General features: G+C 70.2%; 7 protein-coding genes and 7 pseudogenes. 11 read left to right on the top strand and 3 right to left on the bottom strand.

All coding sequences use genetic code 11. The features are described 5' to 3' along the window. Positions 1-1,169: 1,169 nt before the first annotated feature. Positions 1,170-3,165, top strand: a pseudogene (locus ABD794_RS06150) (RelA/SpoT family protein); the annotation flags it as partial. Between the two features lie 68 nt (positions 3,166-3,233). Here the strand turns inward: ABD794_RS06150 and ABD794_RS06145 are convergent. Beyond that, positions 3,234-4,464: pseudogene (locus tag ABD794_RS06145) on the bottom strand (DUF349 domain-containing protein). Positions 4,465-4,719: 255 nt separating this feature from the next. Next, positions 4,720-5,599: pseudogene (locus tag ABD794_RS06140) on the bottom strand (peptidylprolyl isomerase). Positions 5,600-5,789: 190 nt separating this feature from the next. Between ABD794_RS06140 and ABD794_RS06135 the strand changes: the two are divergent. From ABD794_RS06135 to ABD794_RS06120, 4 genes and pseudogenes are all read left to right on the top strand, one after another. Further along, entirely contained in the window at positions 5,790-6,500 is a 711-nt protein-coding gene (locus tag ABD794_RS06135; RefSeq protein ID WP_344961362.1) for an MBL fold metallo-hydrolase, read from the top strand. 11 nt (positions 6,501-6,511) lie between these two features. Beyond that, positions 6,512-7,774, top strand: coding sequence for a histidine--tRNA ligase (gene hisS / locus ABD794_RS06130; protein WP_344961361.1), 1,263 nt, complete (start codon positions 6,512-6,514; stop codon positions 7,772-7,774). A gap of 61 nt (positions 7,775-7,835) precedes the next feature. Next, entirely contained in the window at positions 7,836-8,495 is a 660-nt protein-coding gene (locus tag ABD794_RS06125) for a vitamin K epoxide reductase family protein (RefSeq protein WP_344961359.1), read from the top strand. Between the two features lie 50 nt (positions 8,496-8,545). Then, positions 8,546-9,894 (top strand): annotated as a pseudogene (locus ABD794_RS06120) (replication-associated recombination protein A). Positions 9,895-10,004: 110 nt separating this feature from the next. Here the strand turns inward: ABD794_RS06120 and ABD794_RS06115 are convergent. After that, positions 10,005-10,715 (bottom strand): DUF2470 domain-containing protein, encoded by a 711-nt coding sequence (locus tag ABD794_RS06115; RefSeq protein ID WP_344961358.1) that lies wholly within the window; start codon positions 10,713-10,715, stop codon positions 10,005-10,007. A gap of 188 nt (positions 10,716-10,903) precedes the next feature. Here ABD794_RS06115 and rpsD point away from each other — a divergent pair. From rpsD to mltG, 6 genes and pseudogenes are all read left to right on the top strand, one after another. Beyond that, a pseudogene (gene rpsD / locus ABD794_RS06110) lies at positions 10,904-11,519 on the top strand (30S ribosomal protein S4). A gap of 206 nt (positions 11,520-11,725) precedes the next feature. After that, positions 11,726-12,173: pseudogene (locus ABD794_RS06105) on the top strand (DUF948 domain-containing protein). Positions 12,174-12,180: 7 nt separating this feature from the next. Continuing rightward, positions 12,181-12,510 (top strand): DUF6167 family protein, encoded by a 330-nt coding sequence (locus ABD794_RS06100; RefSeq protein ID WP_344961356.1) that lies wholly within the window; start codon positions 12,181-12,183, stop codon positions 12,508-12,510. Beyond that, a pseudogene (gene alaS / locus ABD794_RS06095) lies at positions 12,510-15,180 on the top strand (alanine--tRNA ligase). Before ABD794_RS06100 ends, alaS begins: the two are co-directional and overlap by 1 nt. Next, positions 15,177-15,647, top strand: a complete 471-nt coding sequence (gene ruvX, locus ABD794_RS06090; RefSeq protein ID WP_425585938.1) for a Holliday junction resolvase RuvX — start codon at positions 15,177-15,179, stop codon at positions 15,645-15,647. Before alaS ends, ruvX begins: the two are co-directional and overlap by 4 nt. Positions 15,648-15,770: 123 nt before the next feature. Further along, complete coding sequence (gene mltG / locus ABD794_RS06085) at positions 15,771-17,624, top strand: endolytic transglycosylase MltG (RefSeq protein ID WP_344961353.1); 1,854 nt, start codon at positions 15,771-15,773, stop codon at positions 17,622-17,624. Positions 17,625-17,629: the final 5 nt, after the last annotated feature.

The following is a 17,629-nucleotide window of genomic DNA, read 5'->3' as shown; positions in this document are numbered from 1 at the left end:
ATGTGCCAGAGGGCGGCCCCTCGACATAACCTAGGTCGGGGTCGGCGCCCGGTGCATGTTGGAATTGGCTGTATGTAGGGCCCGGTCTCGGCGGTCGTCGCGGTGCCCGTTCGGTGCTGGTGGACTCGTGTCCCAGGTGACTTCCAGACGAACTTAATCTCGGGGCGAGCAAGCGCTGCCCGTACGTCCCTATCATGTCTTTTCCTCGGAACCAGCGCACCTCGCTCGGAACATATCCTATCGGTTGCATGGATCGGGATCTTTATCGGATTTTCTACTTTCCTTCGTGTCCGGGTACTGTTGGCTGCCACCGAACCCACGGCTTCCGGGGTTAGCGCCAGTCAGGGTCGAGTTCATCTCTTCAGCCGTCGGATCGTCGATCTCAGGTGCGCTGAATCAACCATACGTGAAGTTCGGTGGTGTGCTCACCATCATCGTCTTCACGTGACCGGAAACTGGGAGTCGGAGCTATCTTACATTGCCTTCGTCGACGCTTGGATCTGCGTAGATGCCCCGTCGGGTGTATGTGCCCATAGATAGGGATAGAGTGTTGGGCCGGTTTTTCGATCGGCCGTCCGGTTCCTACGGCGTTTTGCATGGTCGGCGTCACGTCGCTCGCCGCCAGCCGGTCGGCTTTGGTCGTCATGTCGCGGGTGGTCTGGTTCCTCGGTCGCGTGTTTGTTGGCTCTGTCCCGTCGGCTGCGGCGTGTGTGCTTCACGCGTGATTGTGCATGGGGTGGCGGGGCATCGCGTAGGGGTTTGGTCAGTCCGGGGTTCGGGGTTCACGAGTTTCGCCCAGTCGCCGGGCGCGCGACGTGCGGCCGTGGTTCTCTTCGACCGTTGGGCTCGCACACACTCTACGTGCGCCCACTCCGTTTGGTTCGACGAGGAATGCTACGTGAGCTCGGCCATGGACGCCGTCCAACTCCTCCTTGGCGTGACTGCTGCACGACAACGGCCCGTCGCGGTGACACCGAGTGACGGGCGGCGAGGGGTGTTGGAGAGGGAGGGAGAGCCTGGGGGGAGTGTGGCGGATGGTGCGGTGGGTCGAGTAAGAGGGGCGGGGCTGGAGTCGCGTGGGTGGAGTGAGGGGGGGGGGGGGGTGTGGGGTGTGGATGGGCGAAGCGTATGGCGAGGGGGGAAATGTACTGTATGGAACTCGCAAGACCCTGCGCCGGGACTTCGGCGACCAGGTCGCCCTGCTGGTGGACGGCGTCACCAAGCTGGACAAGGTCAAGTTCGGCGAGGCGGCCCAGGCGGAGACGGTCCGCAAGATGGTCGTCGCCATGGCCAAGGACCCGCGCGTCCTGGTCATCAAGCTGGCCGACCGCCTGCACAACATGCGCACCATGCGCTACCTCAAGCGGGAGAAGCAGGAGAAGAAGGCCCGCGAGACGCTGGAGATCTACGCCCCGCTGGCGCACCGGCTGGGCATGAACACCATCAAGTGGGAGCTGGAGGACCTCGCGTTCGCGATCCTCTACCCCAAGATGTACGACGAGATCGTCCGCCTCGTCGCCGAGCGCGCCCCCAAGCGGGACGAGTACCTGGCGATCGTCACCGACGAGGTCCAGGCCGATCTGCGCGCCGCCCGCATCAAGGCCACCGTCACCGGCCGCCCCAAGCACTACTACAGCGTCTACCAGAAGATGATCGTGCGGGGCCGGGACTTCGCCGAGATCTACGACCTGGTGGGCATCCGCGTCCTCGTCGACACCGTCCGCGACTGCTACGCCGCCCTCGGCACGGTGCACGCGCGATGGAACCCGGTCCCCGGCCGGTTCAAGGACTACATCGCGATGCCCAAGTTCAACATGTACCAGTCGCTGCACACGACGGTCATAGGGCCCAGCGGCAAGCCCGTCGAGCTGCAGATCCGCACCTTCGACATGCACCGCCGCGCCGAGTACGGCATCGCCGCGCACTGGAAGTACAAGCAGGAGGCCGTCGCGGGCGCCTCCAAGATCCGTACGGACGTGCCGAAGAACGCCGGCAAGAACCAGGACACCGTCAACGACATGGCCTGGCTGCGGCAGTTGCTCGACTGGCAGAAGGAGACGGAGGACCCGGGCGAGTTCCTGGAGTCCCTGCGCTTCGACCTCTCGCGCAACGAGGTCTTCGTCTTCACGCCGAAGGGCGACGTCATAGCGCTGCCGGCCGGCGCGACCCCGGTCGACTTCGCCTACGCGGTGGCACACCGAGGTCGGCCACCGCACCATAGGGGCCCGGGTCAACGGACGGCTGGTGCCGCTCGAATCGACCCTGGACAACGGCGACTTGGTGGAGGTCTTCACCTCCAAGGCACCCGGGCGCCGGCCCCTCCCGAGACTGGCTCGGCTTCGTCAAGTCCCCCCGCGCCCGCAACAAGATCCGGGCCTGGTTCTCCAAGGAGCGCCGGGACGAGGCGATCGGAGCAGGGCAAGGACTCCATCGCCCGCGCGATGCGCAAGCAGAACCTGCCCATCCAGCGCATCCTGACCGGCGATTCGCTGGTCACCCTCGCGCACGAGATGCGCTACCCCGACATCTCCTCGCTCTACGCGGCCATCGGCGAGGGCCATGTGGCGGCCCAGGGCGTGGTGCAGAAGCTCGTCCAGGCCCTCGGCGGGGAGGACGCGGCCACCGAGGACATCGAGGAGGCCGCGCCGATCCGCGGCCGCTCCAAGCGGCGTTCCTCCGCGATCCGGGCGTGGTCGTCAAGGGCGTCGACGACGTCTGGGTCAAACTGGCCCGCTGCTGTACGCCCGTTCCCGGCGACCCCATCATCGGCTTCGTCACCCCGCGGCACGGCAGTATCTACGTCCACGGCCGACTGCGTCACAAAAACCGTGTCGACTCAGCGCTCTCCAGCAGCCGTAGGGGAACTGATGCGATCATCGAGCGGCGCGTGGTGCGCCCACCCAGTCGTCGTCTTACACATCGTCGCCATCAGGTGGAGGCGCTCGACCGCTCGCGGCTCCTGTCGGACGTCACTCGTGTCCTGTCGGACCAGCACGTCAACATCCTCTCTGGCGTGCCGTGCAGACCTCCCGCGACCGGTTGGCGACCTCGCGCGTTCACCTTCGAGATGGGCGACCCCAAGCACCTCGGCCACGTCCTCAAGGCCGTCCGCGGGTGGAGGGCATCTACGACGTCTACCGCGTGACCTCGGCCCGCAGGCCGTAGCACGGCATACGAAAGGGCCCCCGGCGATCATTGCCGGGGGCCCTTCTCGCGCACGGGCGGTCAGCAGCTCAGCCGCCGAACTCCTCCAGGCCCTTCAGCGCCTGGTCGGCAGGGCTGCGGCCTGCTCAGCTCCTTGGCCAGCTTGGTCGGCCTTGGCCGGCGTTGCCCGCCGCCGGGCCTTGGCGATCTGGTCCTGGAGCTTGTCCACGGCGTCCTGGAGCTGCGGTCAGGCCGGCCGCACGGGCCCGCGCCTCCGGGTTGGTCCGCCGCCACTCGGCCTCCTCGGCCTCTGGATGGCGCGCTCGACCGCGTGCATCCGGCCCTCGATCTTCGGCCGGGCGTCCCGCGGCACATGGCCGATGGCCTCCCAGCGCTCGTTGACCGAACGGAACGCCGCCCGGGCCGCCTTGAGGTCCGTGACCGGGAGGAGCTTCTCGCGCCATCCGACGACCAGCTCCTCCTTCAGCGTCAGGTTGCCCTGCTGCTCGGCGTCGCGCTCCCGCGAACACCTCGCTGCGCGCCTGGAAGAAGACGTCCTGCGCGCCGCGGAAGCGGGCCCACAGCTCGTCCTCCGCCTCGCGCTGGGCGCGGCCCGCGGCCGTCCACTCGGTCATCAGGTCCCGGTACCGCGCGCGGTCGCGCCCCAGTCCGTGGACCCCGGACAGGCGCTCCGCCTCGGCGACCAGCTTCTCCTTGACCTTGCGGGCGTCCTCGCGCTGCGCGTCCAGCGACGCGAAGTGCGCCTTGCGCCGCTTGGAGAACGCCGAGCGGGCGTGCGAGAAGCGGTGCCACAGCTCGTCGTCCGTCTTGCGGTCCAGCCGGGGCAGGCCCCTTCCAGGTGTCGACCAGGGCCCGCAGCCGCTCGCCGGCCGAGCGCCACTGCTCGCTGGCCGCCAGCTCCTCGGCCTCCGCGACGAGCGCCTCCTTGGCCGTACGGGCCTCCTCGGACTGCTTCGCCTTGGCCGCCTTGCGCTCCTCGCGGCGCGCCTCGACCGTGGCGACCAGCTTGTCCAGACGCTCCCCGAGCGCCGCCAGATCGCCCACCGCGTGGTGCTCGTCCACCTGCGTCCGCAGGTGCTCGACGGCGGTCATCGCGTCCTTGGCCGACAGGTCCGTGGTCCTGACACGGCGTTCGAGGAGGCCGATCTCCACGACCAGGCCCTCGTACTTGCGCTCGAAGTAGGCAAGGGCCTCCTCGGGGCTCCCCGCCTGCCACGAGCCGACGACCTTCTCGCCGTCGGCGGTACGCACGTACACCGTCCCCGTCTCATCGACGCGGCCCCACGGGTCGCTGCTCACAGCGCCTCCTCCACATGATGCCGGGGCCGGTTCGCGGCCCGCGTGCATCGTCCACAGTTGTCCCGGCAGGGCCGCGCCCCGCCCGGTCCGGCGGCTTGATCCATTGACTGCCGATTGGTGCTGTCGGGGTGCCTCGCAGCCGCCGGGAGCAGGCACCCCGCACAACGCCAACATAGGCGAACGGCGGCCCGGCTGTCCGTATCCCGCGACCGAAATTTCGCCCTCCGGCCACGGGTGCGGAAAGCCGCGCCCGGCTCAGGACTTGGCGACCGTCGCCTTGTCGATGACGCCGTCGCGTTGGGCGGACCGTCGGGTCCGCCGCCCTGCACGCCGGCGTCCGCGATCTTCTTGAGGGTCTTCATGCCCTCGGCGCCGATCGTGCCGAGCGGCGTGTACTGCGGCGGCAGCGGGCTGTCCTTGTAGACGAGGAAGAACTGGCTGCCGGTGGAGTGGGGCGCCTGGGTCTTGGCCATGGCGACCATGCCGGCGGGGTAGATCTTCATCCCCGCCTTCTTCATCTCCCGGGTCGAAGGCTCCTTCAGTGCCGGGTCCTTGAGGTTCTCCTCCGCCAGCGTGTAGCCTGGGGACCGCCCTGGCCGGTGCCCTGCGGGTCGCCGCACTGCAGGACGGAGATGCCCGGCGGCCGCGCCGGTCAGGCGGTGGCACCTGGTGTGGTCCAGATAGCCCTGGGGGCCGCCGGGAAGTTGAAGGAGTTGACCGTGTGCGGGGCCTTCGCCGCGTCCATCGCTGATGTGCGATGGAGCCCGCAGGTGGTCTTGAGGTTCATCACGTACCGACGCCGACTCGTGTCCGACGCTCATACTCCGGCTCCGACTTCCACGTACTTCGTGGCCGGGGAGCCGGGGGCGGGCTTGGCGCAGGGGTCCGGGCCCTTGGTGGGGGTGGGCAGATCGGTCGGCGCGGCATCGGCCGAGGCCTTCTTGCCGTCGTCCCCGCGCCGCCCAGGGCGCCGCTCGCGTAGGCGGTGGGCGCCCACGGCGACCACCACGGCGAGGCCGGCCGCGATCACCGCGTTCCGGCGCCGCGCCTTGCGGCGCACCTGCTCGCGGCGCTGCTGCTGCCGCTCGAACTTCTCCCGGGCGAGCTGCCGCCGCCGCTGCTCGTTACTGACCACCGGGTCGTCTCCTCGTGCTTCTCGTCCGTCGCTCGTCCGTGGTGAGCCGCGTGTTGCGAGTGTGCCCGTACCGTATACGGTTCGCGGCCGCGCACCCGCCGCCGGTAGGCTCTGATCCGGCCGAGGTGCCGGAAGGGCACGCCCGCCGGACCTCCGCCGCGTCGATGCAGGCCGACATTTAAGGACGAACGTGCTGATTGCCGGGTTCCCCGCCGGGGCCTGGGGGACCAATTGTTATCTGGTCGCCCCCGCCGCGGGCGAGGAGTGCGTGATCATCGACCCGGGCCACCAGGCCGCCCAGGGAGTCGAGGAGACGCTCAGGAAGCATCGGCTCAAGCCCGTCGCCGTCGTCCTCACCCACGGCCACATCGACCACGTCGCGTCGGTGGTGCCGGTGTGCGGTGCCCACGACGTCCCCGCCTGGATCCACCCCGCCGACCGCTACATGATGAGCGACCCCGAGAAGGCGCTCGGCCGGTCCATCGGGGCGCAGCTCCTGGGGGAGCTGACGGTGGGGGAGCCGGACGACCTCAAGGAGCTCTCCGATGGCAGCACGCTTCAGCTGGCGGGGCTCGAGTTCTCCGTCGCGCACGCGCCCGGCCATACCAAGGGGTCGGTGACCTTCCGGATGCCCGAGACAACCGAGATCCCCTCGGTCTTCTTCTCGGGCGACCTGTTGTTCGCCGGCTCCGTCGGACGCACCGACCTGCCGGGCGGTGACCACGCCGAGATGCTCGATTCGCTGGCCCGTGTGTGCCTGCCGCTCGACGACTCGACCGTGGTCCTCTCCGGCCACGGCCCCCAGACGACCATCGGCCAAGAGCGCGCCGCCAACCCGTATCTCCGCGAGGTGGCCGCCGGCCAGGGAACCGGATCCCCGGCTCCGCGACGAGGAATGTGACGAAAGCTTCCGTGAGCACCTTCAAGGCCCCCAAGGGCACCTACGACCTCCTGCCCCCCGACTCGGCGACGTACCTCGCCGTGCGCGAGGCGATCTCCGCGCCGCTCCGGCGCGCCGGCTACGGCTACGTCGAGACCCCCGGGTTCGAGCAGGTCGAGCTGTTCTCCCGCGGTGTCGGCGAGTCCACCGACATCGTGACCAAGGAGATGTACACCCTCACCACGCGCGGCGGCGACGAGCTCGCGCTGCGCCCCGAGGGCACCGCCTCCGTGCTGCGCGCCGCGCTGGAGGCCAACCTCCACAAGGCCGGCAACCTGCCCGTCAAGCTCTGGTACTCCGGCTCGTACTACCGCTACGAGCGCCCGCAGGCCGGCCGTTACCGCCACTTCTCCCAGGTCGGCGCCGAGGCGATCGGCGCCGAGGACCCGGCGCTGGACGCCGAGCTGATCATCCTGGCCGTCGACGCGTACAAGTCGCTGGGCCTGAGCAACTTCCGTCTGCTGCTCAACTCGCTGGGCGACAAGGAGTGCCGCCCCGCCTACCGGGCCGCGCTCCAGGAGTTCCTCCGCAACCTCGACCTGGACGAGGACACCCGCCGCCGCATCGAGATCAACCCGCTGCGGGTCCTCGACGACAAGCGCGAGTCCGTCCAGAAGCAGCTCGTCGGCGCCCCGATGCTCCGCGACCACCTCTGCGAGGCGTGCAAGGAGTACCACGAGCAGGTCCGCGAGCTGCTGACCGCGGCGGGCGTCGCCTTCGAGGACGACGAGAAGCTGGTCCGCGGCCTCGACTACTACACGCGCACCACCTTCGAGTTCGTCCACGACGGCCTGGGCTCGCAGTCCGCGGTGGGCGGCGGCGGCCGCTACGACGGGCTGTCCGAGATGATCGGCGGCCCGGCGCTGCCGTCCGTCGGCTGGGCGCTCGGCGTGGACCGCACCGTGCTGGCGCTCAGGGCCGAGGGCATCGAGCTCGAACTCCCCGCCCCGACCCAGGTGTACGCGGTGCCGGTGGGCGAGGAGGCCCGCCGGGAGCTCTTCGGCGTGGTCACCGAGCTGCGCCGGGCCGGCGTCGCCACGGACTTCGCCTTCGGCGGCAAGGGCCTGAAGAACGCCATGAAGTCGGCCAACCGCTCGGGTGCCCGTTTTGCGCTGGTCGCGGGCGAACGGGACCTGGCCGAGGGCGTGGTGCAGCTGAAGGACCTGGAGAGCGGGGAGCAGAAGGCCGTGGCCCTCGACACCGTTGTGAGTGAAGTCCTTTCGGCCCAGGGCTGATTCACAGCCGGCTGGTGCAGAATGGGCGCCACCGTGACCGACTGATGGGAACTACGCCACTATGACGACCTCGGCCCTTGACCGTTCCGACACCGACGGCGTGGAGCGGGGCGGTCCCGCTCCGGGCACGGTGGGCGGCAGCCGTGCGTTCGCGCTGCTGCTGGTCGTCACGGGGGCGATGGGCCTGCTGGCCTCCTGGGTCATCACGCTCGACAAGAACAAGATCCTCGAGGCCAAGGCGGTCGGCAAGACCTTCACCCCCGGGTGCAGCCTCAACCCGATCGTCTCCTGCGGCAACATCATGGAGAGCGACCAGGCCCAGGCCTTCGGGTTCCCGAACCCGTGGCTCGGCATGGTCTGCTACGGAGCGATCATCGCCATCGGCCTGGCGCTCCTCGGCGGGGCCCGCTTCCCGCGCTGGTACTGGCTGGGCATGCAGGCCGGCACGCTCTTCGGCGTCGGGTTCTGCAGCTGGCTGCAGTACCAGTCGCTGTACGTCATCGGCTCGCTGTGCCTGTGGTGCTGCCTGGCCTGGGTCGCGACCATCGTCATGTTCTGCTACGTGCTGGTGCAGAACGTCCGGCACCGCTTCATCCCGCTGCCGGACGGGGCGCGGCGTGCGGTGCTGGAGTTCCACTGGGTGCTGCCGGTGCTGTGGATCGGCGTCATCGGGCTGCTGATCCTCACCAACTGGTGGTCGTTCTGGACGGGTCAGTCCTGATCCGATCGGCTGTCGGACCCGCTGTCAGTGGGGTGGCTTAGGGTTTCCGTGTGGAGCCCGACCTGTTCACCGCAGCCGCAGAGGACCGCCAGGAGAAGGATCCGGCGAGCAGTCCGCTGGCCGTCCGCATGCGCCCCCGCACCCTCGACGAGGTCGTGGGGCAGCAGCACCTGCTCAAGCCGGGCTCGCCCCTGCGCCGGCTGGTGGGGGAGGGCAGCGGCGGCCCGGCCGGGCCCTCCTCGGTGATCCTCTGGGCCCGCCCGGCATCGGCAAGACGACGCTGGCGTACGTCGTCAGCCAGGCCACCAAGAAGCGCTTCGTCGAGCTCTCCGCGATCACGGCCGGGGTCAAGGAGGTGCGGGCCGTCATCGACGGCGCCCGCCGCGCCTCCGGCGGCTACGGCCAGGAGACCGTCCTCTTCCTCGACGAGATCCACCGCTTCAGCAAGGCCCAGCAGGACTCCCTGCTGCCGGCCGTCGAGAACCGCTGGGTCACCCTCGTCGCGGCCACCACGGAGAATCCGTACTTCTCGGTGATCTCCCCGCTGCTCTCCCGCTCCCTGCTGCTCACCCTCCAGGCGCTCACCGACGACGACCTGCGCGGGCTGCTCCGCCGCGCCCTCACGGACGAGCGCGGCCTCGGCGGGGCCGTCACGCTCGCCGAGGACGCGGAGGCGCACCTGCTGCGGATCGCCGGCGGCGACGCGCGGCGGGCGCTGACCGCCCTGGAGGCGGGCGCCGGTGCGGCCATCGCCAAGGGTGAGCCGGAGATCGGCCTCCAGACGCTGGAGGAGACGGTCGACCGGGCGGCGGTGAAGTACGACCGGGACGGCGACCAGCACTACGACGTGGCCAGCGCGCTGATCAAGTCGATCCGCGGCTCGGACGTCGACGCCACGCTGCACTACCTCGCCCGGATGATCGAGGCGGGGGAGGACCCGCGGTTCATCGCCCGGCGGCTGATGATCTCGGCGAGCGAGGACATCGGACTGGCGGACCCCACGGCGCTGGCGACCGCGGTCGCCGGGGCACAGGCGGTCGCGATGATCGGCTTCCCCGAGGCGCGGATCACCCTCTCCCAGGTCGCCATCGCCCTGGCGCTCGCGCCCAAGTCCAACGCGGCGTATCTGGCGATAGACGCGGCGCTGGCGGACGTACGGGCGGGGCTGGCGGGGGCGGTGCCGCCGCATCTGCGGGACGGGCATTACAAGGGGGCGGAGAAGCTGGGGCATGCGCAGGGGTATGTGTATCCGCACGATCTGCCCGGGGGGATCGCCGCGCAGCAGTATGCGCCGGACGCGGTGCACGGGAAGCGGTATTACGAGCCGACGCGGTACGGGGCGGAGGCGCGGTATGCGGATGTGGTGGAGCGGGTACGGCAGCGTTTGTCGGGAGAGTGAGCCCCTGGCCCGCCCTTTCGCCGTTTCCCGGGGAGACCCCGGACCTCGTCCGCCCTTCCGGCGGAGTCCTCAAGCGCCGGACGGGCTGACCAGCCCGTCCGGCACGGGAGTCAATCCTCCGTCGCGTCGAAGAGGCGGTGCATCGCCCTCCGCAGGCCCGCCACGTCGCGCACCGGCTCCGGGAATTCGAAGCGCGCGTCGAAGGAGCGGTCCACCAGGGAGCCCTCGCCGCCCCGTGTGAAGCGGACCCGCAGGCCGAAGCGGTCCAGTGCCAGCGGCACGGCCCGGTCGTCCGCCCCGGCGGCCGCACGCTGCTCGCCGAGCAGCCGCCACAGCCGGCGCACCTGGTCCCCGTGGCCGGAGTGCAGATGCTGGAGCAGCTCCGTCTCGTACTCCGCGAGCGGGTCCGGCGCGGCCGCCGCGAAGGCGTCGGGGTCGACGCCCTCCGCGCCCCAGAGGTCGTCCACGGCCAGCTCGCCCAGCTCCAGCCGGACCATGACGCGGCCGGGCTCCACGACGCCCGGGACGATGGTGATCCACCCGGAGAGCCAGGCCCGCCCGCGGATGCGGTTGGGGACGGAGACCGGGGCCACGTCGGTGATCTCCAGGACCGCCGGGAGGTCGCCGTCCTGTGCGTGGGTCGCCGCCCGCACGGCCGGTGAGTCGGCCGGGAAGACGAGGTGGACGTCGCCGTCGCGGCCCACGCTGCGGGCCTCGGGGGAGAGCTGCTCGGGTCGGGGGGTCTCCAGCCCGGGTACGAGCAGCACCGCGGAGCATGTACTCTGTACGAGAGTTCGTGTGCGCTCGGCTGCTGACGGCATCCGGGCGGATTCAAGTCCGCTGGGACGCGGCTGACCACGATCTGATCGGACCTCCGTCATGTCGGCGCCATCGAGAGCGTCGGCCTTCTTCGTGTTGTCCGAGACGTGACTGGTGTTCCCCGGGCGAGACATGCGATCTCCTTGAGTAAGGTGAGCCTAACCTAACCTATTTCGGAGGTCTGGAGAACGTGCCTAACCAGTCGCGTCCCAAGGTCAAGAAGTCTCGTGCGCTCGGCATCGCGCTGACGCCGAAGGCCGTCAAGTACTTCGAGGCCCGCCCCTACCCGCCGGGCGAGCACGGCCGTGGCCGCAAGCAGAACTCGGACTACAAGGTCCGTCTGCTCGAGAAGCAGCGTCTGCGCGCCCAGTACGACATCAGCGAGCGCCAGATGGCGCGCGCCTACGACCGTGCCAAGAAGGCCGAGGGCAAGACGGGCGAGGCGCTGGTCGTCGAGCTCGAGCGCCGTCTCGACGCCCTGGTCCTGCGTTCGGGCATCGCCCGCACCATCTACCAGGCCCGCCAGATGGTCGTCCACGGCCACATCGAGGTCAACGGCGGCAAGGTCGACAAGCCGTCCTTCCGCGTCCGTCCCGACGACGTCGTGATGGTCCGCGAGCGCAGCCGCGCCAAGGCCCTCTTCGAGACGGCCCGCGCCGGTGGCTTCGCCGCCCGACGGTGAGACCCCGCGCTACCTCCAGGTCAACCTGGCCGCGCTGGCCTTCCGCCTGGACCGCGAGCCGAACCGCAAGGAGATCCCGGTGATCTGCGACGAGCAGCTCGTCGTCGAGTACTACGCCCGCTAAGTCGGACGTAGCACCCTTCTTCTCCGGTCGGCCCGCCGCTTCCCGCCCCCGTGGCGCGCGAAGCGGCGGGCCGCCGTGTTTTTCGGGCCGTCAGGGGCCGAAACGGAGTACGGGAGGCCACCCCCGGCGCGATAAGGTCGGTATCCGACGTTCTACGTGTGTGACCAGCTGTGGTGACCAGCGACGACGAGCAGGGGAGCGGTGCAGTGTCCGGTGGAGAGGTGGCCGGGATCCTCGTGGCCGTCTTCTGGGCGATCCTGGTGTCCTTCATCGCCCTGGTCCTGGTCCGCCTGGCCCAGACGCTGAAGGCGGCCACCAAGCTGGTCGCCGACGTCACCGAGCAGGCCGTCCCGCTCCTCGCCGACGCCTCGGCGACCGTCCGCTCCGCCCACACCCCAGCTCGCCCGCGTCGACTCGATCGCCGCGGACGTCCAGGAGGTCACGGCCAACGCCTCCGCGCTGTCCTCGACCGTCTCCTCCGCCTTCGGCGGCCCCCTGGTCAAGGTCGCCGCCTTCGGGTACGGGGTGCGGCGGGCGATCGGCCGCAAGGGCGGCCCGGCGGAGCCCGAGCAGCGGGTGTTCACCGGCAGGACCGTCGGCAAGAAACTGCCGTCCGCCCGGCGCGGCGGCCGCCGTACCCGTGGGAAGGGTTGACCCAGAAATGTTCCGCCGTGCTTTTTGGTTCACCACCGGTGTGGCCGCCGGTGTGTGGGCCACCACCAAGGTCAACCGCACCCTGGACAAGCTCACGCCCGAGAGCCTGGCGCTCCAGGCCGCCGACCGTGCCGTGCTCGCCGGCCGTCGCGTCAAGCTCTTCGCCCTCGACATCCGCGACGGCATGGCACACCGCGAGGCGGCGCTCAAGGACGCGCTCGGCCTGGCGGCCGCGCCGGAGCCCGAGCCCCGGGCGCTCCCCGGGCAGCGGCCGCACCTCGTGGTCGTCGAACCACAGCATCCCCATCACTCGCTCACCCGGAAAGAGGACCACTGATGGAGTCCGCCGAAATCCGCCGCCGCTGGTTGCGCTTCTTCGAAGAGCGTGGACACACCGTCGTGCCGTCGGCGTCGCTCATCGCGGACGACCCGACGCTGCTCCTGGTCCCCGCCGGCATGGTGCCCTTCAAGCCGTATTTCCTCGGTGAAGTCAAGCCGCCGTTCAGCCGCGCCACCAGCGTGCAGAAGTGCGTCCGCACGCCGGACATCGAGGAGGTCGGCAAGACCACCCGGCACGGCACGTTCTTCCAGATGTGCGGCAACTTCTCCTTCGGTGACTACTTCAAGGAGGGCGCGATCAAGCTCTCCTGGGAGCTGCTGACCTCCTCGGTGGCCGACGGCGGCTTCGGTCTCGACCCCGAGAAGCTCTGGATCACCGTCTACCAGGACGACGACGAGGCCGAGCGGATCTGGCGCGACGTGGTCGGCGTCCCCGCCGAGCGCATCCAGCGCCTGGGCAAGAAGGACAACTTCTGGTCCATGGGCGTCCCCGGCCCCTGCGGCCCCTGCTCCGAGATCAACTACGACCGCGGCCCCGAGTTCGGCGCCGAGGGCGGCCCGGCCGTCAACGACGAGCGGTACGTGGAGATCTGGAACCTGGTCTTCATGCAGTACGAGCGGGGTGCCGGCGACGGCAAGGAGGACTTCCCGATCCTCGGCGACCTCCCCGCCAAGAACATCGACACCGGTCTCGGCCTCGAGCGCCTCGCCATGATCCTCCAGGGCGTGCGCAACATGTACGAGACGGACACCCTGCGCGTCGTCATCGACAAGGCCACCGAGCTGACCGGCGTCCGCTACGGCGCCTCCGACGCCTCCGACGTCTCGCTGCGCGTGGTCGCCGACCACATGCGCACCTCCGTGATGCTCATCGGCGACGGCGTCACCCCCGGCAACGAGGGCCGCGGCTACGTCCTGCGCCGCATCATGCGCCGCGCCATCCGCAACATGCGGATGCTGGGCGCCACCGGCCCCGGTCGTCGCCGATCTGATCGACGTGATCATCAACACGATGGGCCGGCAGTACCCGGAGCTCGTCTCCGACCGCAAGCGCATCGAGACCGTCGCGCTCGCCGAGGAGGCCGCCTTCCTCAAGGCCCTCAAGGGCGGCACCAACATCCTCGACACCGCCGTCACCGAGACCAAGGCCGCCGGCGGCACGGTCCTCGCCGGCGACAAGGCGTTCCTGCTCCACGACACCTGGGGCTTCCCCATCGACCTCACCCTGGAGATGGCCGCCGAGCAGGGCCTGACCGTGGACGAGGACGGCTTCCGCCGTCTGATGAAGGAGCAGCGGGACCGCGCCAAGGCCGACGCCAAGGCCAAGAAGACCGGCCACGCCGACCTCTCCGCCTACCGCGAGGTCGCCGACGCCTCCGGCGCCACCGACTTCACCGGATACACCACCACCGAAGGCGAGTCCACGGTCGTCGGCCTGCTCGTGGACGGCGTGCCCTCGCCCGCCGCCACCGAGGGCGACGAGGTCGAGGTCGTCCTCGACCGCACCCCGTTCTACGCCGAGGGCGGCGGCCAGCAGGCCGACCAGGGCCGCATCAAGCTGGACACCGGCGCCGTGATCGAGGTCCGCGACGTGCAGAAGCCGGTCCCCGGCGTGCACGTGCACAAGGGCGTCGTCCAGGTCGGCGAGGTGACCGTGGGCGCCTCCGCCTTCGCCGTCATCGACGTCAAGCGCCGCCGTGCCATCGCCCGAGCCCACAGCGCCACGCACCTCACCCACCAGGCGCTGCGCGACGCCCTGGGCCCGACCGCCGCCCAGGCCGGTTCGGAGAACGCCCCGGGCCGCTTCCGCTTCGACTTCGGCTCCCCGGCCGCCGTCCCCGGCGCCGTCCTCACCGATGTCGAGCAGCGGATCAACGAGGTCCTCTCCCGGGAGCTCGAGGTCGAGGCCGAGATCATGAGCCTGGACGAGGCCAAGAAGGCCGGCGCCATCGCCGAGTTCGGCGAGAAGTACGGCGAGCGGGTCCGTGTGGTGACCATCGGCGACTTCTCCAAGGAGCTGTGCGGCGGTACGCACGTCGCCAACACCGCCCAGCTGGGCCTGGTCAAGCTCCTCGGCGAGTCCTCGATCGGCTCCGGCGTGCGCCGCGTCGAGGCCCTCGTCGGCGCCGACGCGTACAACTTCCTGGCCAAGGAGCACACGGTCGTCGCCCAGCTCACCGAGCTGGTCAAGGGCCGTCCGGAGGAGCTGCCGGAGAAGATCTCCGGGATGCTCGCCAAGCTCAAGGACGCCGAGAAGGAGATCGAGCGCTTCCGCGCCGAGAAGGTGCTCCAGGCCGCCGCCGGGCTGGCCGAGGGCGCCAAGGACGTCCGCGGCGTCGCCCTGGTCACCGGCAAGGTGCCGGACGGCACCGGCGCCGACGACCTGCGCAAGCTGGTCCTCGACGTCCGCAGCCGGATCAACGGCGGCCGCCCGGCCGTCGTCGCCCTGTTCACCGTGGCCAACGGCCGTCCGCTGACCGTGATCGCCACCAACGACGCCGCCCGCGAGCGCGGCCTCAAGGCCGGCGACCTGGTGCGCACCGCGGCCAAGACGCTCGGCGGCGGTGGCGGCGGCAAGCCGGACGTCGCCCAGGGCGGCGGCCAGAACCCGGCGGCCGTGGACGACGCCATGGCCGCCGTCGAGCGCCTCGTCGGGGAAGCGGCCTGAGCGTGCGACGAGGCAGACGCATCGCCGTCGACGTCGGGGACGCCCGGATCGGGGTCGCCTCGTGCGACCCCGACGGGGTCCTCGCCACCCCGGTCGAGACCGTGCCGGGGCGGGACATCCCCGCCGCGCACAAGCGGCTGGCGGCGGTGATCGAGGAGTACGAGCCCATCGAGGTGGTCGTCGGCCTGCCCCGCTCGCTCAGCGGGCGGGAGGGGCCGGCGGCGGCCAAGGTGCGCACGTTCGCCAAGGAGCTGGCCCGGCGCGTCGCGCCGGTGCCGGTCCGGCTGGTGGACGAGCGGATGACGACCGTCACCGCGGCCCAGGGGCTGCGTGCCTCCGGCGTGAGTTCCAAGAAGGGCCGGTCCGTCGTCGACCAGGCGGCGGCCGTGATCATTCTGCAGAACGCATTGGAGACCGAACGGGTGTCCGGCCGCCCTCCGGGCGAACCCGTCGAAGTGGTCATCTGATCGCGATACGGTAACCTTCCGCGCGACATGGCAGCTGTTCGAACGCCATCCATTCCGGACCAGACGATCGGACCCGCGCCCCTCCGAGGCGCCCGGCTGCCGCTGTGCGGCTCTAGGGGATAGATGACTGAGTACGGCCGGGGTTCCGGCTCCCAACCGTGGAATCCCGGCGACCCCCAGTACGGGGACCCGGGGCGCGAGGGTGGGCCGTACCCCCCTCAGCAGGGCGGGCAGCAGCCCTACTACGGTCAGCAGCAGTACCCCGAGCAGCAGCAGTACGGCTGGGACGCGGCGCAGGGCGGAGGCGCCCCCGCCGCTCCGGCCGGCTACTACAACGGTGCCGGGGACGGCTATCCGCACGGCTACGACACCGGTCAGCATCCCCATGTCCAGGGCCAGCAGGCGTACGACACGGGTCAGCACCCGCACGTCCAGGGCCAGCAGCCCTACGACACCGGCCAGCACCCGCACGTCCAGGGCCAGCAGCCCTACGACACCGGCCAGCATCCCCACGTCCAGGGGCAGCAGCCCTACGACACGGGTCAGCACCCCCACCTCCAGGGCGGCCAGGCGTACGACACCGGTCAGCACCCGCACGTCCAGGGGCAGCAGCCCTACGACACCGGCCAGCAGCCCCTGCCGCCCCACGCGCAGCGGCTCCCGCAGCAGCCGGCTCCTGCAGGGGAGCCGCACCAGGAGTGGCCGGACGGCTCCTCCACGGGCACGCAGCCCTACCCGCCCGAGGCCGAGCCGGCCCCGGCCCCCGCGTCCTCCCCGGCCATAGACCTCCTGCCCGGCGGCGGGGACGACGCCGACGAGGACGACGCTCCCCGGCGCGGCCGGCGCGGCGGCAAGGGCAAGCAGGCCCCCAAGCGCCGCAGCGGAACGGCCTGTCTGGTGGTCGCCGTCGTGCTCCTCGGCGCGGTCGGCGGCGCGGGCTACCTCGGCTACGACTACTGGCAGACCAACTACGGTCCCGCGCCCGACTACGACGGCCAGGGCTCGGGCCAGGTGCAGGTCGAGGTCGCCAAGGGGGCGGGTCTCACCCAGATCGGTGATGCCCTCCAGAAGAACGGCGTCGTCAAGAGCGCCCGCGCCTTCACCGAGGCCGCCAACGGCAAGCTCATCCAGCCGGGCACGTACACCCTGCACAAGGAGATGTCCGCCGCGTCCGCCGTCACGATGATGATGGACACCAAGAACCTGCTGACGCTGCGCGAGGGCATCCGCGCCTCGGCCGTCTACACCGCGATCGACCAGAAGCTGGAGCTCAAGCCGGGCACCACCAAGGAGGTCGCGCACGCCCAGGTGAAGAACCTGGGCCTGCCCGCCTGGGCCACCGCCTCGACCGACGTCAAGGACCCGCTGGAGGGCTTCCTCTTCCCCTCGCAGTACAACGCGGGCAAGGGCACCAAGCCGGAGGACCTCCTGCGGCAGATGGTCGCCCGCGCGGTGAAGAACTACGGCGAGCAGGACCTGGAGGGCAAGGCGAAGGAACTGGGCCTGAAGTCCCCGCTCCAGGTGATCACCGTCGCCAGCCTCGTCCAGGTCGAGGGCAAGTACAAGCACGACTTCGACAAGATCTCCAGGGTCGTCTACAACCGCCTGAAGCCGGACAACAAGGAGACCTACGGCCTCCTCGACTTCGACTCCACGGTCAACTACGCCAAGAGCCAGAGCACCCTGGACACCGGCTCGGTCAACGACCTGCGCAAGTTCGACGACCCGTACAACACCTACAAGATCAAGGGGCTGCCGCCGGGCCCGATCAGCAACCCCGGCATGGACGCCCTGAAATCGGCGCTCGAACCCGCCTCCGGCCCCTGGTACTACTTCGTCTCGATCAACGAGAACGAGACGCTCTTCGCGGTGACCAACGCGGAGCACAACAAGAACCGGGAGCCAGGTATCAACCAAGTGAGAACGACAGTAAGGAAGACATCGGCCAAATGCAACACACAAACACCTCGGTACTAGCCCCA

The organism is Streptomyces thioluteus (assembly GCF_039535865.1).
This window is presented reverse-complemented; position numbering and strand designations above follow the sequence as displayed.